Genomic DNA, 21,325 nt, shown 5'->3' with positions numbered 1-21,325 from the left:
CCACCTGTCGTGTCATGAAGCTTTCAAGACATGCAGATGAAACGATTTTACCACTGGATGACAGTCAGGTGGTGACTCGTGACAGGCTTTGCAAGAGATTGCAGCGCGCCAGATGGCAATATACTGTATATAACCCCATGCTTTCGGGCAAACCGCCGCACTGCCCGCCACTTCGACAGGTCGCCATGCAAGCCGCTCCCCTCGACAATCCGCGCTACTACCTGGCCAACTTCGACACCCTGATCGACTGGGTCTGCCAGTGTCACGCCGATCTGCTGACAGAGGCGGAGCGTGCCACGGTGGACGCCATCACTCGCCTGCCGGATGCCTCGCGGGCCTTGCTGGTGCGACTGCTGATGCGCAAGGGCGATCATTTCGAACGCTCGCAGCTGCATTATCCCGAGATCGGTGCGATCGAGGCCGCAAGCCAGCCATTGATCACACCGCTCGCCGACAGTGCCACGCCTGACGGCCTGTGCCGCCACAATGCCGACCTGACGCTGGACGAGATGCTGGCGCTGGTGACCTTGCCGCGCCTCCGGGCAGCCTTTGCCGAGCTGCCCAGAAGCACGCCCAAGCGTCGCATGCATGATGCCATCAGCGAGCTACTGGGCGACGTCACGCCACGGCCACTGCCAGCGTGGTTGTACGACCCTGCCGCCGACACCTTGAGTGTCGGGCTGGGTGAGCTGTCGCGACGCCTGAGCCTGATGTTCTTCGGCAACCTGCGCCAGAATCTGTCGGACTTCGTACTCAGCGAGCTGGGCCTGCTGCGATGCGAGACGGTCGCCCTGTCGCCGGCCTCGCGTGCCTTCACCCATCGCTGGGAGGTGGATCGCTATCTGACGCTGGAGCAACTGCGTGAGGACTGGCAGCAAGCCAGCGAGCGGCAGGGCCGCACGGCGAACGCCGAGCTTGAGCGGCACTGGCAGCGCATCGTCGCGGCGCTGGATGCGACGCCGTCTGCAGCGGCAAACGAGATCCACAGTGAGCCGTTCGCGACTCATCAGCTCAGTGACGCTCGTGCCACTGGCGGGCGTGCTATTGATGATCGTGCCAATGCCTGGCTGGCGCAGCGGCGTGACCGCCTGCGCTTCTCGCTGGCCCGCGACGCCGAGCGTCATGGCTGGCATCAGGCGGCCGTCCGCCAGTACGCCTGTCTCGAGGACTCCGCGTATGCCCCGCGTGCCATGCCGCGCCGGGTAAGAGCACTGGAGCTGTCTGGCGATATCAGCGCAGCTCACGCGCTGGCCAGCGAGCGGTTGGCGCGTGCCGAGATCACGTTGGACGAGCAGCTGGCACTCGAACGCGCCCTGCCGCGTCTGTGCCGTGGCCTCGGATTGCCCGAGCCCAGACGCGCCAAGGCGCCGACCACTCCGCAGATCACTCTCACGGTGCCCGACCTTGCCACCTCGGCGGCTGACGGTATCCACGGCGTCGAGCGCGCGGCCGCCCATGCCTTGGCCACGCCCGAGGCACCGGTCTTCTATGTCGAGAATGGCCTGATTCCCGCGCTCTTCACCCTACTGTGCTGGGAGGTGCTGTTCGCCCCCTTGCCGGGGGCCTTCTTCCACGCCTTCCATACCGGCCCGGCAGACCTCTATCGTCCTGACTTCGTCAGCCGTCGCCAGGCCGCTTTCGAGGCCAATAGCTCCCAGTGCACGAAGGGCGCCTGAATGCCCTGTTTCYGCCACCTGCTGGCCAACCCTCGCGAACATCGCGCCGGCCTGCCGGACCTGATCCAGTTCTTCCCCGAGCACAGCAGCGACCGTTATCGGCTGATCGAGGTCAAGGCGCCCACCGACCGTCTGCAGGACAACCAGCGTCAATGGCTGGCCCTGTTCGCACGCCATGCGATTCCGGCGCTGGAATGTCGAGTCGAATGGCTGAGCGCGACCGAGGCCTCAGCGGACGAATGCTCCCAGCACAAGGCACCTCCTGCATCATGATCAAGGCGGACGAGACCCACGCTGAACCCGGACGCTACCGGATCGCGGTGCGTGAACTGTGCGCCTTTGCCGCGCGCGAGGGCGATCTGGACCTGCGCTTCACGCCATCGCCCACTGCCCAGCAGGGCATCCGTGGTCATCAGCGTATCGTGCGCCGACGCGGCAAGGACTATGAAAGCGAGATCTCGCTCAGCGGTGACATCGGCAACCTGACCATCCGTGGGCGAGCCGATGGCTATGATCCCAAGCGCAACTGCCTCGAGGAGATCAAGACCCACCGCGGCGACCTCTCCCGCCAGCCCGCGCACCATCGCGCCCTGCACTGGGCTCAGGCACGCGTCTACGGTGTCCTGATGTGTCGCAGCCGAGACCTCGAAGGCATCACGCTGGCGCTGGTCTATCTGGACATCGCGGCAGATGCACCCAGGGGCGCCAAGGATGAGCAGAACGAGCAAACTGAACCAAAAAAAGGCCAGGCGCAGCATGATGAGCAGCGTCTGGAAGCCTGGTGGAGCCGTGAGGCTCTGGAGGCGGAGCTGGCACGTCTGGCGGCGCGCTTCAGCGAGTTCGCCGCCAATGAGCTGGCCCATCGCAGTGCCCGCGACAGCGCGCTGAGCCGCCTGGCCTTTCCGTGGCCGAGCTGGCGTCCCGGTCAACGCCAACTGGCCGAGCATGCCTACAAGGCGGTGATGACCGGCCGCGAGCTGCTTGCCGAGGCGCCGACCGGCACCGGCAAGACCCTGGCGACGCTGTATCCAGCACTGCGCGCGATGCCCGCAAGCGGTACGGACAGACTCTTCTACCTCACCGCCCGCACGCCGGGGCGCGCGCTGGCACTCGACGCGCTGGCCACCTTGGCACCAGCCGCTGATGACAGCGAGGATCAGGACAAGACACCGGCGACACCGCTGCGCATTCTGGAACTGGGCGCGCGCAGCAAGACCTGCGAGCACCCGACACTCGCCTGTCATGGCGAGTCCTGCCCGCTGGCGCGCGGGTTCTATGATCGCCTGCCCGCGGCACGCGCCGCCGCGCTCGCCGACCAACGGCCATTGAATCTGGCGACGACACGCCGCCACGCTTTGGCCCACGATATCTGCCCCTATTTTCTCGCCCAGGAGCTCTCGCGCTGGGCGGATGTCATCATCGGCGACCACAACCACTACTTCGACAGTCATGCGCTGCTGTTCGCCCTGAGTCAGGCCAATGACTGGCGCACGGTGGTGCTGGTCGATGAGAGCCACAACCTCATCGAGCGCGCCCGCGGCATGTACAGCACCGAGCTAGATGCCCGCCAGTTCCACTTCCTGCTCAAGCAGTTGAGTCGCACGGGCCATCCGGCCCCGCTGCGCTCGGCCTCCCGCGCGCTGGCCCGGCAATGGCGAGCGCTGGAGCAGCTCAAGCAGGGTACTGACGCCGAGACACAGGCGAGCAAGGTCGATAGCAAGGACGCAGGCCACAAGGCGCAGCGCCTTGCGCTGGAGGCTCTGCCCGGCGACTTCCTCAAGGCCTTGAGCCAATGGACCGGCGCGATGGGCGACTGGTTGGCGGAGCCTGACAAGGCCGCAAGCCCTGCTGCGGCCAGGCAACAGCCAGCGAGAGCCACCGCCACACAAGCCCCCGAACAGCTGGGCCTGATCGCAAGCGATGCCTCCCCTACTGCTCCGAGTGATGCCGATACAGGCACTGCGACGACAGCCTCCGGCCCGGCCTCCTCCACGGCCAGGCGCCGCGTGGAGCCTGATGTCGAGATGATGGAGGCGTATTTTGCGGCACTGACCCTGGCGCGACTCGCCGAAGGCTACGGCGATCACTCGCTGTTCGAGGTCGAACTCGCCGCCACTCCCCCCGCGCGGCAGGCGTCGCTTGCCAGCGATTCAAGCTCGAGTTCCGGCGCAGCATCGGCTGTAGGAGCAGAAGCAGGAGCAGGAGCAGGAGCAGCAGCAGCAGGAGCAGCAGCCCGGCCACGCAAGGCCCGCGGGCGCAGCGTGCGCCAGATCCAGCCGCGACTGCGCTGCGTCAGCCCGGCGCCGTGGCTGGCGCCCCGCCTGCGCGCCAGTCACGCCACCCTGTTGTTCTCGGCCACGCTCAATCCTCCGGCCTATCACCATCGCCTGCTGGGTCTGGCGGACGATGCCGTCTGGCTGAGTGTCGATTCCCCGTTCAGCGCGGCCCAGGTGCAGGTCAGTCGTCATCGGCTCTCGACACGTCTGCGGGATCGCGACGCCTCCTGTCGGCCGATCGCCGAGCTGATGGCGCGCCAATACCGGCAGCGCCCGGGCAACTATCTGGCGTTCTTCTCGAGTTTCGCCTATCTGGAACAGGTTGCCAGCACCCTGCAACAGCTGGCGCCGGAGATTCCCCAATGGCGCCAGACCCGCGCCATGACGGAGGCTGAGCGCACCAACTTCATTCAGCGCTTCACGCCCGAGGGCCAAGGCATCGGCTTCGCGGTACTGGGTGGCGCCTTCGGCGAAGGGATCGATCTGCCCGGCTCACGTCTGATCGGGGCCTTCATCGCCACCCTGGGACTGGCCGGTTTCAGCCCCGAGAATGAAGCACACAAGCAGCGTCTGGCCACATGGCTGGACAACGACGCTCAGCGGCGTAGCCAACCGCAACAGGCTGAAGGCGACCCACACGGCGATACGCGCGCACCGTGCCCGGTCATCCAGCCCTTGAATGCCGATGACTGCACCTATCTGTACCCAGGGCTCACCAGAGTGGTGCAGGCTGCCGGCCGAGTGATTCGCAGCGAGCAGGATCAGGGCGTAATCCACTTGATCGATGACCGCTTCATGCGCCCGGAAGTCGCACGGTTGCTGCCACGCTGGTGGTCACCGACGGATTGATGCGGGGTGGAAGCGTGACGACGCCACCATGCGCCGTGATGGCACAAAGCCTGCACATCAATGGAGAGCGATTGGGTCTTCATTTCGCACTTCATTTCGCTCTTGTCTTCGCTCTTCATTACGTTAGCCACCCGCAAGGAAGCCGCACGATGCCAGACACCGACAATGCCCTGTGGGGCAATGAGTATCCGCGTGACCTGATCGGTTATGCCGATACGCCACCGCATGCCAACTGGCCGGGTGGCGCAAAGATCGCGGTCCAGTTCGTGCTCAACTATGAGGAAGGCGGCGAGAACTGCCAGCTGCACGGGGATAGCGAGAGCGAGAAGTTTCTCTCAGAGATCATCGGTGCCGAGGCCTACCCCGCGCGGCACATGAGCATGGAATCGATCTACGAATATGGCTCGCGCAGTGGCGTGTGGCGGATTCTGGACGAATTCAAGCGCCGCGAGTTACCGCTGACGGTCTTCGGGGTCGGTATGGCGCTGGCGCGGCATCCGGATCTGGTGGCGCGTTTCCTGGCGGATGGCCACGAGATCGCCAGTCATGGCTGGCGCTGGATTCATTACCAGCATATGGATGAGGCCCATGAGCGCGCCCATCTGGAACGCGCGGTGGAAAGCTATCGCGAGCTGGTCGGCCATGCACCGCAGGGCTGGTACACCGGGCGCGACAGCCCCAATACCCGCCGACTGGTGGTAGAACACGGCGGCTTCACCTACGACAGCGACTACTACGGCGATGACCTGCCACTGTGGATGGAGGTGACCACCGCCAATGGCGAGCAGGTGCCGCATCTCGTCGTGCCCTACACCCTGGACACCAATGACATGCGCTTCGCCAGCGCCCAGGGCTTCAACAACGGCGAGGACTTCTTCCAGTACCTGCGCGATGCCTTCGATGTGCTCTATGCCGAGGGCGACACGGCGCCCAAGATGCTCTCCGTCGGGCTGCACTGTCGGATCGCCGGCCGCCCGGGACGCTTCGCGGCGCTGAAACGCTTCCTCGATTACATCCAGTCCCACGACAAGGTATGGATCACGCGACGCATCGATATCGCCGAGCACTGGCAACGCGAACATCCCTATACCCCCGCCTGCTGACGTACCATCCCTTCAAGCGCCATCACCAGAAACGCCAGACAATTTCTGCAATCGCACATGCAAGGCAGCGCTGGTCAGTCTTCCAACATGCAGATCAGTCTTCCAACATGCAGGCCAATGCCAGCAGGCTCTCATCGCGGCCCGGCAGGCCCAGCAACGAGACGCCCCAGGGCGGTGGTGCAGCCTCCTCCGGCAGGCGCGCAGCGTCATCGGTCAGCCACGGCAGACTCAGCTGCGGCGCACCATTCAAGCCCGCCAGCGCGGTGAGCCCCATCAGACGATGACGATAGGCCTCCATCACCTCAAGGCTTGCACCCAGCAGCGGTGAGGCGCCCGGCGTGGTGGGCAGCACGAAGACCGCCTCGCTGATGGCTTCGGCCTGGGCATGAGGCACGCGACTGCCAGCCTCCGCTGCCGACTCGCTGCCTTTCTGATGACTGGCCGGCTGACTGGCTGCCAGCTGCTGGCGATACCAGCGTCGAACGGTACCTGCCTTGGCTTCTGCTGCCAGCTCATCAGTATCGCTGAGCGTCATGCACCATTTGAGACGCGCCGCGATATCCGGGTTGAGGCGCGGCCAGCGCGATTCGGGCCCCTGCTCCGGCGTACTCAACCATGCCTGGTGAGTGCGCCGAATCTCGCAGCCCTGCAGAACTCGGAAGGCTTCACTGGCGCATGCCATGAAGGTCTGACTCAGCATGCGCCGCTCGCACTGAAAGCCGAGCGACTCAAGACGTCGGGACAGCGGCCCGAGCAGGCGCTGATAAGGCCCCGCGGCCAGCCCTTCCGGCACCAGCAGGATGATGCGCGCCGGCAGTCGAGTAGCTGTCGCCGCCGGCATCAGCACCTCACTGACCTGCGTCAGCGTCGCCAGATCCCGCGTCATCCAGCCGACGGTGTCAAAGCGCGGCGCCAGCGGCTTGAGCTCGGTCATGCTGATACGACCATGGGTCGGTCGCAGCCCATAAAGCCCGCAGTAACTGGACGGCACGCGGATGGAGCCGCCGGTATCGGTGCCCAGCCCGATCTCCGCCTCGCCGCGCGCCACCGCCACCGCAGAGCCTACGCTCGAGCCGCCCGGCAACCTCAGCGGCGCACGTGGGTTCTGCGGCGTGCCAAAATGCGCATTGGTGCCGTTGAGGCTGTAGGCCAGCTCATCGGTGGTGGTGCGGGCCCGATAATCGGCCCCCGCCTGCTGAAGCGCGAGGACAGCAGGTGCCGTCTGCCGCTCGATGGGGGCGCTGTCCAGCAGGTCAGGGTTGCCCTGTCCAGTACGCTCGCCCTTGATCGCGAACAGGTCCTTGACCACCAGTCGCAGGCCATTCAGCGGGCCTTCTTTCTGCCCCCCCTGTCCCCGCGGCCCCGAGAAACGTGCCGGCGCTACATAGATGCGCTTGTCCACTGGGAGCGACTCCTTTCGACTCATGATGTGGTCCACCGCTGTTCGCTCAAGACGCTGTACTCATAGCACCGCGCCGAGGAACTGGCGCAGCTCTTCCGTGGCCGGATTGGCAAACAGTGTCGCGGGGTTCCCGGACTCATGCACGCGCCCCTGGTGCATGAAGATCACACGGTCCCCCACATCACGGGCAAAATTCATCTCGTGGGTGACCAGAATCAGCGTCATGCCCTCACGCTTGAGCTGTTCCAGCACCTTGAGCACATCGCCGACCAGCTCCGGGTCCAGCGCCGAGGTGATCTCATCGCAGAGCAGCACCTTGGGGTGCATCGCCAGGGCGCGCGCGATCGCCACCCGTTGCTGCTGACCACCGGAGAGCTGACTCGGCCAGGCATCGAATTTCTCCCCCAGCCCGACCTTGGCCAGCATCTCGCGGGCCTCGCGCTCGGCGACATCGCGGGCGACGCCCTTGACCAGCATCGGTGCCAGCATCACGTTCTCGCCGACGCGCTTGTGGGGAAACAGATTGAAGCTCTGAAACACCATGCCGACATCCTGCGCCAGGGCGGCGGCGTCCATCTCGCTACCGTCCAGCAGCTTGCCGGCGACATGAATAGTGCCGCCGTCATGCTGTTCGAGCTGATTGATACAGCGCAGCAAGGTGCTCTTGCCGGAACCGCTGCGACCGATGATCGACACCACCTCACCCGGGCGCACCTCGAGATCGATCCCCTTGAGGACCGGCAGTTCGCCGAAGGACTTGGTCAGCGCCGACAGGCTGACCAGCGGTGCCTTTGCCTTCTCGGAGACAGGGGCGCTATCGGTAACTGAGACGTCGGATGAGGCGCTATCCAGCGCAGAAACTTCAGCGAGCAGTGACATTGAGACGTGCCTCCAGATGGCGAGCCAGCCGCGACAGCGGATAGCACATGGCGAAATACAGTAACGCGACCAGCGCGAAGACGGTGAAGGGTTCCAGGGTGGCGTTGTTGAGCATGGTGCCGGCCTTGGTCAGTTCGACGAAGCCGATCACCGAGGCAAGCGCGGTGCCCTTGATGATCTGCACCGAGAAGCCGACGGTCGGCGCGATGGCCATGCGCAGCGCCTGCGGCAGGATGATGTGGCGCATGGTCTTCAGGTAGCCGAGCCCCAGCACCCGCGCCCCTTCCCACTGCCCCTTGGGCACCGCCTCGACACAGCCGCGCCAAATGTCGTGCAGGAAGGCGCTGCTGAACAGCGTCAGCGCCACGGCCGCCGCCGTCCAGGCCGAGACATCCAGTCCGAAGATCGCCACGCCGAAGAAGGCCAGGAACAGCTGCATCAACAGCGGCGTGCCCTGGAACAGCTCGGTATAGAGACGACAGAAGAGCGCCGCCCCCGGCCAGCGGGTCAGGCGCAGAAAGGTCAGCGCCAGCCCGACCAGACTGCCGCCGATGAAGGCGATCAGGGACAGCGCCAGTGTCCAGCGCGCCGCCAGCAACAGGTTGCGCAGAATGTCCCACAGCGTGAAATCGATCATGAGTGGGCCTCTTTCAGGACATGAGAAGACAGACGGCTACGCGGGGCCGGCGTCAGGTGGCGAAAGCCGAACAGACGACGCCCGATGCGGTTGAGCAAGGCGCGCATCGCGATGGCCAACAGCAGGTACATGCCCGCCGTCACCACGTAGCTCTCGAAGCTCAGGAAGGTACGTGACTGGATGAAGTTGGCCGCGAAGGTCAGGTCCGCCACGCTGATCTGGGAGACCACGGCGGAGCCCAGCATCACGATCACGCACTGGCTGGTCAGCGCCGGATACATGCGTTCCAGCGCCGGCATCAGCACCACATGGCGATAGCTCTGCCAGCGGGTGAGGCCCAGTGCCCGCCCGGCTTCCCACTGGCCGCGACCGGTGGCATCGACCCCGGCACGCAGGATTTCACTGCTGTAGGCCGCCAGGTTGAGTGTCATCGCGATTACCGCGGCCATCTCGGCGCTGAGTGACAGCCCCAGCGCCGGCAGACCGAAGAAGATGAAGAACAGCTGGACGATGAAGGGCGTGTTGCGCAGCAGCTCCACCAGCATGCCCAGCAGCCGGCTGAAGAGGCTGGTCGGCGCACGATGGCGCTGCCAGACACACAGCACCGCGCCGAGTATCCCCAGCGTGGTGGTCAGCGCCGTCAGCCAGACCGTCGTCATCAGCCCGGCCAGCAGGTCGGGCAGAAACGGCAACAGGCGCGGAAAATCCGGGAGATAGTTCATCGATCAAGCCTCACGGGCAAAGGGATCAGACGTGTGACGTCTCGAGTCAGGCATCCAGTGACGGCAGCGGCGCCTTGAACCAGGTCTCGGAGAGCGTATTGAGCGTGCCATCCTCGATTCCCTGGGCGATCAGCTCATTCACGCGCGCCTTGAGCGCCGGCGTGTCATGACGCATGCCCACATAGCAGGGAGAATTCTTGAGCGGCAGCACGCTGACCGGCACGCGGGCGGGATTGCGTTCGGCGATGGCGGCGGTGACGAGATTGCCGGTGGCGATCATCTCGACCTGCCCTGACAGGAAGGCCGACAAGGTCGTGTTGTTGTCTTCGAAGCGCTTCACGGTGGTCGATTCCGGTGCCACCTTGCTGAGCTCCATGTCTTCCACTGAGCCACGTGTCACGCCGATGGTCTTCTCGCTCAGTCCTTGCGCGGAGTCCACCTCACTGCCCTTCTCGCCGAACACGCCGAGGAAGAACGGCGCATAGGCATCGGAGAAATCGATCGCCTTCTCACGCTCCGGATTCTTGCCCAGGCTCGAGATCACCAGATCGACCTTGCGGGTCTGCAGGTAAGGAATGCGATTGGCCGAGGTGACCGGCACCAGCTCAAGCTTCACCTCCATCTCGTCTGCCAGATAGCGCGCCATGTCGATATCGTAGCCACGCGGCTTGAGGTCCGGGCCGACCGAGCCGAAGGGCGGGAAGTCCTGTGGCACCGCCACTTTCAGCACCCCGCTATCTTTGATGTCACTCAGTGCATCCGCGTGTGCGCTCAAGGCGGTGGACGCCAACGTGCCCCACAGGGCCAGCAATATTCCCTTGCGGACCCAGTTGCCAAGACGCTGCTTGTTGCCTGTCCGTGTGGCGCGCTGCTGGGCCTTGCTCTCGTGACGCTTGCTCATCGGTCGACTCCGGTATCCGTCAATGCCAGGCGCTGATGCGAGGACGACTCGTCTACACCTGGTGCCTTGCGGCAATGAATTGTTGTTGGTTGTTGTTGATCGTCCCGCCGTGTTTCTTGCCGAGTGTCTCGCCGAGTCAGATCCAGTGACTCCCTGCCCCATTCGTCTTCAGAACCTGACCAATGAAACAAGTGATTCTCTTATCAATCTCTGCAACAGGTGTGCCAAAACTTTCGTTACAAGCCCAATAAGGTGATCGAATTGCAGGCAGCGCAGAGTCACCTGCGGCTCACACGCCTGAGCAGGGGCTTGATAAAGCGCTTGAGCACGCGCCCGAAAGCAAAACAGCGAGCAGCAACGTGAAGAAGCGATACACGTCTGCGTGAGGCGAAATCGCGGATGACGCCCTCGCCGGGCGGCGAGATCAGGGCGCCGACACCAGCGATATGGCAGCAGATGGTGCAGTCAGCGAGGCATATGCGCCCTGCGGGTGCGCAGAGCGCGGCGAGTCGAATCGGGCCGCCGCACAGATCAGAGGCAAGGCTGGCGGCCCACAGGGGGATAGAGAGGGAGAGGGAGAAAGAAAAGGCAGGAGCACTTCAAGCTGGACGATCAGCCGTCGCCCAGTTCCTCCAGCGCATCGAAGGTATCGGTCACGCGGCGTATCTGACTGCGCCCGCCGACGAGATCGTCATGCAGCAGGCGCGTGGCCAGCAGGTTGATCTGGCTCATGGCTGCGGCGTAGCTATCGAAGGCGCTGACGCTGTCCAACGGGCAGCGCAGGACATGCTCGATACCGGCGGGAATGCTGCTCAGGCTGTCATCGCAGACCAGCAGCACCGTACAGGGCGCCTGCCCCAGCCATTCAAGCAATCGTGCCAGCCCCTGCGGTCGCCGGCGCATGGCGAATACCACCACGGCGTCATCGGCATCCAGGCGTGCTACCTCCTCGCCGAGTGATTGGCCGGGTTGCGGCAACACCGCCACCTGCTCGCGCAACTGCAGCAACTGCTGGCGCAGGTGCAGCGCCAGTGGATAGGCATTGCGAAAGCCGATGATCTGCAGCCGCTCGGCCTTGGCCAGAGCGCTGCTCAAGGCCTCCATATCGAGCATGTCCAGCGCCGCCAGCGCCTGACGCAGGTTGCGACACTCCTGCTCATAGTGACGCTGGTGATGGTCTGCCGTCGGCGCTGCCGCCACCGGGACACCCGATTGACGCAGACTGCGTGCCTGGTCCCGCGCTTCACGGAAGTCCTGATAGCCAAGACGGCGGAACAGGCGGCTGACCGTCGCCTTGGAGACGTCGGTCAGGCGTGACAGTTCCGCGGCGTTGTATAGCGCCAGTTCATCCTGATGCGCGAGCAGAAAGCGCGCGATGCGCTGCTCATTCGGGGTGAGCTCCTCAAGCGAACGGGTCAGACGCTGATGCAGACTCAGGCTCCTAGTGCCCTGCCTTGCGGCATGGCGAGCGGGGCTGGTAGCAAGATTGACGGTGGCATCGGCTTCGGGGGCAGGCGCTTCCCCATCCGGGTGCACTGCCCGGGATTCACCGGACACGTCATCCTCGGGGGGCGCGCTGTGATCTATGGGCGCTCGTGGCATGAAGACACACTCCTGAAAAGATTCTGCGTGAGCGCAGAGCAACGATTGCATCAACGATTGCATCAAGACAGTGCAAAGCCTGGGCCAGGTGCTGACTGACAGTGCATAGACGAAAGGCGTAACCCTCGCGATGAGCGCTTTTTCCTCATCCTGAACGCCTCTGACGCTCTCAAGCGCTTCACGACGCCAACCATCCTCACAGCACCACAGACACAAGCGACTGTTTTTACTGTTCATCACATCAAATCGGCACGCAAGCCGCTTGATCAAGACTAGCCAGCCGACAGGTCATACGCCGCGCAGTAACGCCAACGACCCTTGCCGGACTGCAATATTCCCGATAAAGCGCTCGCGATGCGCAAGGAGCATTCTCATGGCCACCTCAACGATGACTGCCCTCCTCGATACCTGCCGAGCCATGACAGCCAAGGTCACAACACAGACATTCACCCTCTTGCCGCGCTCTAGCAGCGCCACCCAGGATGTCGCCAATGCCCAGTCCGCTCAATTGCTGGGCGTGATGGCGATGGGCTACGAGGCACCGCCGCTGAGCCTGAAGGCAACGGCGGCCCCCACGACGCCTTCACCGGCCCACGACACGCGCAGCCAGGCTGACATTGCCGCCTCGGCCGTGGCGGCCCAGGCCTCAGCCGAGACATCGACTCCAACAGCATCGCCTATCGCGCAGCAGAAAGCCGTCTTCAATCCTGACATCAATCACAAGGCTCACGCTGACTGGGAGGCGATGCACCGCCACCACACCCTGCTGCGTCAGAGCATGACGCGTCGAGGAATGCTGGCATGAGCGTCTATACCATCGGCATGGAATGCGGCATGCACATACCGCTGGAGAACAGCATCGCCCTCGCCCCGGCGCCTCGCATCAAGCTGGAACTGACCGCCGGCCAGCATGCTGGTGAGTATCTGAGCATGATGTCAGGAGCCATCCAGCCGCTGACGGATAGCGACGATGCGTTGCTGAAAAGCCTGGAGGCGCAGCTGCCGCGCCGCAGCCTGATCTGGACGGCGCGCGGGATCACCGAAGTCGGGCGTGGCTGGCGCTGGCAGTCATCGCCCGGTCATCCCCAGGCGCCCTGGCTGGACGCCGTGCATCACAGCTGGCCGAGTCATGCGCCGCGCTGGCTGCGCAAGGCGCCGGTGGTGGTGGTCACCGCCGATGCACTGCCGCTGGCCAACCGCACCCGCCACCAACGTGACCTCGCGCGTCTGTGGGCCAGCGCCGATGCCGCGCTGATCTACCTGGCCGACGATGCCCGCGATGGCTGGCAGATGCATCAACACTGCGATGTCTCTCAATTGGAGAAAGCCGAGTTGTCGGGGGCCAAGCAAGAGGAAGAAGCCATGCTGGATCACGATCCCGGCATGCCCTTGGAGATGGCGAGCTGACCACCTGATGGCGGTTTCCTTCGCTGTTCCAGAATGACACAAGAGCGAGCGACGCAAGAACGACTCTAGACTCAAGAACCCAAAAGCCCGCCCCGGAATCCGGGGCGGGCTTTTTGCTGTGCGGCGAGGTACTGACAACAGACAGCTGACAACTGGCAACTGACAGAGCGCTGAACCCGCCGGCTCAAGCGCTCAGCCGCTCAAGCGCTCATGCCGCTCACGACTGTCGCGGGCACAGACCATCACATAGCGTGCTGGCCACGAAATCCGCCAGCTGCTCCCAGTCTTCATCGCTCTGCGGCGCTCCCCCCAGCTGATCGATCTGGGCGGCGAAATCCGCGTAATGCTGAGTGGTGGACCAGATGAGGTAGATCACCCACATCGGCTCCGCCTCACGCAGTTTGCCCGCGGCCATCCAGGCCTTCATGACATCGCAGCGCGCCTGTACCCAGTCACGCAGGTCGCCACTGAGATAATCGCGCAGGAAAGGCGCCCCGCTGATCACCTCCGCCGCGAACAGACGCGAGGCCTGCGGTGCCTGGCGTGCCAGCTTGAGTTTCACGCGCACCAGCGCCTCCAACACCTCACGCGGCTCGTCATCAGGCGAGATATCCTCGAGCGAGGCATTCCAGCGCGTCAGGGTCTGCTCCAGCAGGTGAACGTAGAGCTTCTCCTTGGAGCCGAAATAATAGAGCAGATTGGCCTTGGGCAACTCGGCCACTTCCGCAATCTGCTTCAAGGTGCTGCCGCGATAACCGTGACAGGCGAATACACATTCGGCGGCCTCGAGAATACGGCTCTCGGCTTGCTCACGCGGAGAGCTGGCAGGCGGCACGCTCAATTCCGCGCTACGGGTACGACGGACTTCAGCATAAAGGGAAGAAGGAGAATCCGCGGGCATCGGCATCACTCATCAGGTCAGAAAAAAGCATTCGAGTCTCTTGGCGACAGCCCCCTGTCTGTCTCACTCGCCTATCAGCGGCGATGTGCGCAAGCAGGAGGCTCTGGTCAAGCGACTATCACGTGGCGTTGGAACAGCAGTGAAAACAGCCCGTTGAGACACCGGCGAACAAAATACCACAACATGCACTGACCATTTGGTCAGATTCTTGCAGGAATCACAATACGACCTGTTACATTGATAGAGACAACAGCCTGCAGACCAACGCTCGCCGCCTAGATAGAACAGGCCCGCTGGCAAGACAGCCCAGCCCGCCGGCAGCGTAGAACAGAGGACTTGAGCGTTGGAACCACGCTGTACGCAACAAGGCACCACAATGACAATACGACCTGACAGGATGCCCGCATGATCGACTTCACCTTGAACGGGCGCGCGTGCCGACTGCCCTCACCTGCACCGGGAACGAGCGTACTCGAAGTGCTACGCACCTCACTTGGGCAAGACGGCACCAAGGAAGGCTGTGCCTCCGGCGACTGCGGCGCCTGCACCATTGCCTTGCAGGGGCCGGGCCACAATGTGAGCACCGCCAATGCTTGCCTGATGCCCGCCCACCAGCTGGCCGGCTGCGACTTGATCACCGTCGAGGGATTGGCGGATGCCAGCCAGGCGCCAACCCTCTCGGCAGTGCAGCAGGCATTGGTCAGCACCCATGCCAGTCAATGCGGTTTCTGCACCCCGGGCATCGCCATGAGTCTTGCTGTGCTGCATGCCCGTCATCAGCGCCAGATCGATCAGGGCGAAGTGATCGATGCCAGACAGCGCGACACCATGATCGATCATGCACTGGGCGGCAACCTGTGCCGCTGCACCGGCTATCGCCCGATCCGCGAGGCCGCTCACCGTCTGCTGCAAGGCGAATTCGGGCCAGCCAGCCTGCAGGACGCTGGCGTGAGCACAACGAAAGCGCACGACACCGCCCCTGATGATGATCGAGACACCGGCCGCTTCTATCGGCCGGTCACCTTGCAGGCCCTGCTGGCGCTGCGCGCCGAGCGCCCGGATGCCGCGCTGATCGCCGGTGGCACGGACCTGATGCTGGAGCACACCCAGCGCCTGCGCGACTTCCCGGCCTTGATCGACACCACCCAGGTCGCGGCGCTTGGCAAGATAGAGGAAGGCGAGCACGCCGGTCAGGCAGGCTGGTGGATCGGGGCAGCGGTCAGCTATCACCAGCTGATGCCGCTGCTGCGGGAACATTACCCGGATGGCGCGGAGCTGCTCACGCGACTGGGCAGCGAGCAGATCCGCCATCGTGGCACCCTGGGCGGCAATATCGGCAATGCCTCGCCCATCGGTGACATGCCGCCGCTGCTGATCGCGCTGGACGCCTATCTCCAGCTGATGAGCCAGGACAATGAGCGCATTCTGAAGCTCGAGGACTACTTCCTCGACTACAAGCGTACCCAGCTGATGCCGGACGAGATCATCCACTCCGTCTTCCTGCCGCGCCCGCTGCCCAACCAGCGACTGGCGGTGCACAAGCTGTCCAAGCGGCGTGATGATGACATCTCCACCCTGCTCGGCGTCTTCGCCTGGCGGCGGGATGCCAGCGGGCGCGCGCAACACTGGCGGGTGGCCTTCGGCGGCATGGCCGGGGTTCCGGCCCGCGCCCCGCACCTTGAAGCACTGCTGACGCTGCAAGCGCTGGAATCTCTCACTCCCGCCAGACTGACGGCGCAGACTCGTCAGCAGATCGAACAGGCCGTGCAGGCTGATTTCTCACCGCTCAGTGACGTGCGCGGCTCACGCGAGTATCGCCTGCTGGCCGCCAGCCATCTGATTCCCCGCGTGGCCCAGCGCATCCTGAATGAGCGCCAGCCCACGACTTCCCTCACGCCACTGGAGAGCCTCGATGCGTACCTTGCACAGTCTTGAGTCCGACGCCAGCGCCGCGCCGGCCGCCCCCGTTCTCCAGTCACGTCAGCATGAAAGTGCCCAGCGCCATGTCAGCGGTTCGGCGCGCTATGTGGATGACCTGCCACTGCCCACCGGCACGCTGCATCTGGCCATCGGCATGAGTGAGGTCGCGCACGCCACTCTGGATGCGCTGGATCTCGAAGCGGTGCGCCGTGCCCCCGGCGTGGTCTGCGTGCTCAGCGCCGCCGACATCCCCGGTCACAGCGATGTCGGGCCGGTCTTCCCCGGCGACCCGCTGCTGGTCAGTGACATCATCAGCCATCATGGTCAGGCACTCTTCGTGGTCGCCGCCGACAGCGAGCGCGCGGCACGTCAGGCCGCGCGACTGGCCAAGGTCGCCACCACGCCCCTGCCGGTGTGCCTGGACCCGCGCGAGGCGGCCAGCCGCGGTGATCTGGTGCGCCCGACCCACACCCAGGCACGGCTCGCCAATGGCCGCGCCGGCGATCTCGACAGCATCAGCACCAAGCTCACCAAATCCGCCTGGCAACTGAGCGGTGAGCTGGAAAGCGGCGGCCAGGAACACTTCTATCTGGAAAGTCAGGCCGCACTGGCCTTGCCCGGCGAAGATGACGAGATGCTGGTGCACAGCTCCTCCCAGCACCCCAGCGAAGTCCAGAAGCTGATTGCCGAAGTGCTCGGCGTGCCCTTCCACGCCGTCACGGTGGAGACCCGCCGCATGGGAGGCGGCTTCGGTGGCAAGGAAACCCAGGCCGCACCGGTGGCCTGTCTGGCCGCGATGGTCGCCCGGCGCACGGGCCGCGCGGCACGCCTGCGACTGGCACGCGCAGATGACATGCGTCTGACCGGCAAGCGCCACCCTTTCCACCATCGCTATGAATTCGGCGTCGATGACAGCGGGCGCATCGAGTCCGCCATCATCGAGCTGACCGGCGACTGCGGCCACTCGCCGGACCTGTCGGATGCCATCGTCGATCGCGCCATGTTCCATGCCGACAACGCCTACTACCTGGGGAATGCCCACGTGCGCGGCATTCGCGCACGCACCAATGTGGCGTCCAATACCGCCTTCCGCGGTTTTGGCGGCCCTCAGGGCATGTTGGCGGTCGAATCCGCGATGGAGGATATCGCCCGGCGTCTGGGGCGTGACCCGCTGGAGATCCGCAAGCGCAATCTCTACTGCGAAGGCCGTGAGACCACGCACTATGGCCAACACGTCAATCAGCACCCGCTGCTGGCGACCCTGATCGATCAGCTCGAGGACAGTGGCCGCTACTGGGCGCGCCGCGCCGAGATACGTGCCTTCAATGCCGCCAATCCGGTGGTCAGGAAGGGGCTGGCGCTGACACCGGTCAAGTTCGGCATCTCCTTCACCGCCAAGCACCTCAATCAGGCAGGCGCCCTGGTGCATGTCTACACCGATGGCAGCGTGCAGGTGAATCACGGCGGCACCGAGATGGGCCAGGGCCTGCACACCAAGATCACCCAGGTCGCGGCGCGTGAACTGGGGCTGAGCGTGGACAAGGTGCGCATCACCGCCACCCGCACCGACAAGGTGCCCAACACCTCGCCGACGGCGGCAAGCTCCGGCGCGGACCTCAACGGCATGGCGACGCGTGATGCCTGCCTGCGCCTCAAGATGCGCCTGCTCGACTTCGCCGCCGAGCATCTCGCCCAGCCACGCGTCAGCCTGAGCCTCACGGATGGTGAGCTGCATGGCCCGAGCGGTGTGCTGATGACCTGGGGCGAGCTGATCCAGGCGGCGTATCTGGAACGCATCTCACTGTCCGAGAAGGGCTTCTATGCCACCCCGGATATCCATTACGATCGCGCCAGCGGCACCGGCCACCCCTTCTACTACTACGCCTTCGGCGCGGCGCTGTGCGAAGTGGTCGTCGATACGCTGAGTGGTGAATACCGTCTGGAAAGCGCCGAGATCCTGCATGATGTCGGTGATTCGCTCAATCCAGCCATCGACATCGGTCAGATCGAGGGTGGCTTCGTGCAGGGCATGGGCTGGCTGACGACGGAGGAGCTCAAGTGGAACGAGGATGGCCGGCTGCTCACCGATGGCCCGGCGACCTACAAGATTCCGGCGATCAGTGACGTGCCGGCCGGCGCGCTCAAGGTACGCCTGCTGGAGGGACATCCCAACTCGGCCGCCAGCATCTACCGCTCCAAGGCGGTCGGCGAGCCGCCCTTCATGCTCGCCATCAGCGTGTGGGCGGCGCTGCGCGATGCGCTGGCCTCGCTGACCGACTATCGCCGCGCGGTGCGCCTGGATACCCCAGCCACGCCGGAGCGCGTGATGCTGGCGGCGCGCGAACAGCGTGACTGGCAGGAGCAGCACGACACTGCTGGCGCAGAGCCAACGCAGGTGCCGTCATGAGTGCCCGCTGGTATCAGGCGCTCGCCGAGGCCCAGGCAGCGCTGACGGCGCATGCACTGGCCACCGTGGTAACGGTGGCGGGTTCTGCACCGCGTGGTGCCGGCAGCAAGATGCTGATCACCCCTGATACGCTGCACGACAGCCTCGGTGGTGGACGGCTGGAGCAGCTGGTGGTGGAGCGCGCCCGCGAGAGGCTGGCCCAAGGGCAGTCAGGCTGCCTGCTCGAGGAAATCGCGCTCGGCCAGCATGTCCAGCAATGCTGCGGCGGCCATGTGCAGGTGCTGATCGAGCTGTACCCGGCACTTGCGCCACGGCTGGCCCTGTTCGGCGCCGGCCATGTCGGTCAGGCGATCGTCACGCTGCTGGCACCGCTGGGCTGGCAGATCGACTGGCGGGACTCACGCCCCGAGCAGCTCACGGCCGCCACGACCCCCGCGGGTTGTGAGGGGCGTGTAGCGCGTCAGGCGTTCAATATCCTGACCGAGCCGCCGACCGCGAAAGCCGCGCCCGCCAGTGAATCACTACCCGTGATGGCGGGCAGCCATGTGCTGGTATTGACCCATGACCATGTCGAGGACCAGGCGCTGGTCGCCGCGCTCGCACCACGAGATGACCTGGCCTCGCTGGGGCTGATCGGCTCCAGCAGCAAGTGGGCGCGCTTTCGCCAGCGCCTGCGCGGCGATCTCGCGGAGCATCAGATCGCCCGCGTTCGTTGCCCGATCGGCGTGCCCGGCATTCCCGGCAAACGCCCTGAGGAGATCGCGATTGGCGTCGTCGCGGAACTGCTGCAGATCGAGGCGCGGCGCAGTGACGAAGCGGCCGTGAACTCGCCCGACAAGGTCACCGGACATGGCACGTCAATTCAAGGTACGTCACTGGACAGCCATGGGCTGACGCGTCAGGGTGCCCGCCAGCTGCGCGCCCATTTTGCCCCTGACGCGATGCACCAGACAGAAACGACACAGAAGGCCGAATGATGACTGACCAAGACACGTCGCACACTGCGGCCTGCCACCTGGATGAGCAGCGCCTGACGGCAGCCCTGCGCGCGGCCGCCAAGGACGCTTCCTGCGTCAGCCTGCTGCGTGGAGCACTGCTGCATTTCGTCGCCGACCCTGAAGACGCCATGCTGAGTGAGGCGGCCTCGAGCGATGGCAGCGATAAGGGAGGCACACGAGCCTCTGACATGGCGGCGACCCTGGCACGCGCCGTCGAACACTACGCCGATGCGCTGCTGGTGATGCATGCAGGCCATGTGGTCGCCGTGGGGGATCATCATTCACTTGCCCGGCATGAGGCCGTGGGCGAGCTGATGCGCCTGTCTCCGCCGCGCAACGTCGAAGGCCTGATGATGCCGGGATTCATCGATACCCATGTGCACTTCCCGCAGCTGGATATCATCGCAAGCTACGGCCACTGCCTGATCGACTGGCTGAACACCTACACCTTCCCCGCCGAGCAGCGCTTCGCCGACCCCGCACATGCCGCCGAGGTCGCCGATGCCTTCCTCGATGCGCTGCTGTGTCATGGCTCGACCAGCGCCCAGGTGTTCGCCACCTCACATGCCACCAGTGCCGATGCCCTGTTCCGGGCCGCTCGCGCTCGCGACATGCGCGTACACGCCGGGCGCGTGATGATGGACCGCAACGCCCCGCCCGAACTGCTGGACTCCGGGGTCGCCGCGCTCAAGGACGACGAGCGCCTGATCGCCGACTGGCACGGGCGTGACCGCCTCGGCTATGTGCTGACGCCGCGCTTCGCGCCGACCTCCACGCCCGAGCAACTCGATGCTGCCGGCCAACTGCTCAAGAGCCAGCCGGACCTGCACCTGCAGACCCATCTGGCCGAGAATCTCGATGAGGTGAAGTGGGTCGCCGAGCTGTTCCCCGACGCTCGGGATTATCTGGCGGTCTATGAGGATGTCGGCCTGAGCCATGAGCGCACCACCTTCGCCCACGGCATCCACCTGGACGATGGCATGCGTCAGCGCATCGCGGATCGTGGCGCCAGCATCGCCTTCTGCCCGACCTCCAACCTGTTTCTCGGCAGCGGACTCTTCGATCGCGCCAGTGCCCGCGCCATGGGCATGAACATCAGCATCGCCACCGATGTCGGCGGTGGCTCCAGCCTGTGTCAGCTGGAGAGCCTCAAGGCCGCCTATCAGGTCGGCCAGCTTCACGGCGCGGTCGCCCATGATGTGGCGGGGCTTGAGACACGCGCCAATCAACCGCTGACGCCCTGGCAGGGCTTCTATCAACTGACACTGGGCAATGCGCGCGCCATGCGCCTGCAAGACAAGGTCGGCAACCTGCGTCCGGGCATGGAAGCCGATGTCATCCTGCTCGACCCCGCTGCCACGCCCTTGCTGGCACGGCGCACTCGTTGGGGTCAGTCCACGCAGGTGTCGCTTCAGGAGGTGCTGTTCGCATTGATGATGCTGGGCGACGACCGCGTGATACGCGAAGTCCATGTGGCGGGCCAGTGCCGCAAGCTGCACAGCCTGATGCTGAGTGCTTCTTCTGAGACGCCATCCAGAGAGCCTGCCGCAGCATTAATGCCATGAAAGCATCACAGCGATGACAAGTAATTGACATATGGCACCAATTCTCAGGATTGGTGCCATTTTTTCATCTTAAAGATGCG

The 21,325-nt window shown here is 64.6% G+C and carries 17 protein-coding genes; 10 read left to right on the top strand and 7 right to left on the bottom strand.

The genetic code is table 11. The features are described 5' to 3' along the window. Positions 1-185: 185 nt before the first annotated feature. The 4 genes from AOG28_RS08710 (at position 186) to puuE (ending at position 5,904) form a co-directional block, all read left to right on the top strand. Positions 186-1,676 carry a hypothetical protein gene (locus tag AOG28_RS08710; protein ID WP_054556083.1) on the top strand — a complete coding sequence of 497 codons (1,491 nt, stop codon included), beginning with the start codon at positions 186-188 and terminating at the stop codon, positions 1,674-1,676. Further along, the gene (locus AOG28_RS08705; RefSeq protein ID WP_054556082.1) at positions 1,677-1,949 is read left to right on the top strand and encodes a VRR-NUC domain-containing protein; all 273 of its coding nucleotides are present in this window, start codon (positions 1,677-1,679) and stop codon (positions 1,947-1,949) included. Then, complete coding sequence (locus AOG28_RS08700) at positions 1,946-4,801, top strand: ATP-dependent DNA helicase (RefSeq protein ID WP_054556081.1); 2,856 nt, start codon at positions 1,946-1,948, stop codon at positions 4,799-4,801. Before AOG28_RS08705 ends, AOG28_RS08700 begins: the two co-directional genes overlap by 4 nt. A 149-nt stretch (positions 4,802-4,950) precedes the next feature. Then, positions 4,951-5,904: an allantoinase PuuE gene (gene puuE / locus AOG28_RS08695; RefSeq protein ID WP_054556080.1), complete on the top strand. Its 954-nt coding sequence runs from the start codon at positions 4,951-4,953 to the stop codon at positions 5,902-5,904. 94 nt (positions 5,905-5,998) lie between these two features. On the opposite strand, the gene AOG28_RS08690 is transcribed toward puuE, so the two are convergent. The 6 genes from AOG28_RS08690 to AOG28_RS08665 form a co-directional block, all read right to left on the bottom strand. Further along, positions 5,999-7,306, bottom strand: a complete 1,308-nt coding sequence (locus AOG28_RS08690) for an amidase family protein (protein WP_054556079.1) — start codon at positions 7,304-7,306, stop codon at positions 5,999-6,001. A 60-nt stretch (positions 7,307-7,366) separates the two neighbouring features. Further along, entirely contained in the window at positions 7,367-8,185 is an 819-nt protein-coding gene (locus AOG28_RS08685; protein WP_082388545.1) for an amino acid ABC transporter ATP-binding protein, read from the bottom strand. Continuing rightward, positions 8,169-8,822, bottom strand: coding sequence for an amino acid ABC transporter permease (locus AOG28_RS08680; protein ID WP_054556078.1), 654 nt, complete (start codon positions 8,820-8,822; stop codon positions 8,169-8,171). Before AOG28_RS08680 ends, AOG28_RS08685 begins: the two co-directional genes overlap by 17 nt. Continuing rightward, positions 8,819-9,544, bottom strand: a complete 726-nt coding sequence (locus AOG28_RS08675; protein ID WP_054556077.1) for an amino acid ABC transporter permease — start codon at positions 9,542-9,544, stop codon at positions 8,819-8,821. The genes AOG28_RS08680 and AOG28_RS08675 overlap by 4 nt, the downstream gene beginning before the upstream one ends. Before the next feature lie 46 nt (positions 9,545-9,590). Further along, complete coding sequence (locus AOG28_RS08670) at positions 9,591-10,445, bottom strand: transporter substrate-binding domain-containing protein (protein WP_082388543.1); 855 nt, start codon at positions 10,443-10,445, stop codon at positions 9,591-9,593. 612 nt (positions 10,446-11,057) lie between these two features. Then, positions 11,058-12,047: a MurR/RpiR family transcriptional regulator gene (locus AOG28_RS08665; protein ID WP_082388542.1), complete on the bottom strand. Its 990-nt coding sequence runs from the start codon at positions 12,045-12,047 to the stop codon at positions 11,058-11,060. A gap of 373 nt (positions 12,048-12,420) precedes the next feature. Between AOG28_RS08665 and AOG28_RS08660 the strand changes: the two genes are divergently transcribed. Beyond that, complete coding sequence (locus tag AOG28_RS08660) at positions 12,421-12,852, top strand: hypothetical protein (protein WP_054556076.1); 432 nt, start codon at positions 12,421-12,423, stop codon at positions 12,850-12,852. Continuing rightward, positions 12,849-13,454 carry a hypothetical protein gene (locus AOG28_RS08655; protein WP_054556075.1) on the top strand — a complete coding sequence of 202 codons (606 nt, stop codon included), beginning with the start codon at positions 12,849-12,851 and terminating at the stop codon, positions 13,452-13,454. The genes AOG28_RS08660 and AOG28_RS08655 overlap by 4 nt, the downstream gene beginning before the upstream one ends. Before the next feature lie 217 nt (positions 13,455-13,671). On the opposite strand, the gene AOG28_RS08650 is transcribed toward AOG28_RS08655, so the two are convergent. Then, entirely contained in the window at positions 13,672-14,355 is a 684-nt protein-coding gene (locus tag AOG28_RS08650) for a TetR family transcriptional regulator C-terminal domain-containing protein (protein ID WP_054556074.1), read from the bottom strand. A gap of 405 nt (positions 14,356-14,760) precedes the next feature. Between AOG28_RS08650 and AOG28_RS08645 the strand changes: the two genes are divergently transcribed. From AOG28_RS08645 to guaD, 4 genes are read left to right on the top strand one after another with little or no spacing between them, the layout of a single operon-like run. Next, positions 14,761-16,290, top strand: a complete 1,530-nt coding sequence (locus AOG28_RS08645) for a xanthine dehydrogenase small subunit (protein WP_082388540.1) — start codon at positions 14,761-14,763, stop codon at positions 16,288-16,290. Further along, entirely contained in the window at positions 16,268-18,682 is a 2,415-nt protein-coding gene (gene xdhB, locus AOG28_RS08640; protein WP_082388538.1) for a xanthine dehydrogenase molybdopterin binding subunit, read from the top strand. Before AOG28_RS08645 ends, xdhB begins: the two co-directional genes overlap by 23 nt. Beyond that, positions 18,679-19,659 carry a xanthine dehydrogenase accessory protein XdhC gene (xdhC, locus tag AOG28_RS08635; RefSeq protein ID WP_082388537.1) on the top strand — a complete coding sequence of 327 codons (981 nt, stop codon included), beginning with the start codon at positions 18,679-18,681 and terminating at the stop codon, positions 19,657-19,659. The genes xdhB and xdhC overlap by 4 nt, the downstream gene beginning before the upstream one ends. After that, positions 19,659-21,245: a guanine deaminase gene (gene guaD, locus AOG28_RS08630; protein WP_235507000.1), complete on the top strand. Its 1,587-nt coding sequence runs from the start codon at positions 19,659-19,661 to the stop codon at positions 21,243-21,245. Before xdhC ends, guaD begins: the two co-directional genes overlap by 1 nt. Positions 21,246-21,325: the final 80 nt, after the last annotated feature.

The organism is Cobetia sp. UCD-24C (assembly GCF_001306765.1).
GTDB lineage: Bacteria > Pseudomonadota > Gammaproteobacteria > Pseudomonadales > Halomonadaceae > Cobetia > Cobetia amphilecti.
Note: the sequence above shows the minus strand (reverse complement) of the source record. Positions and strands in the feature narration are given on the sequence as shown.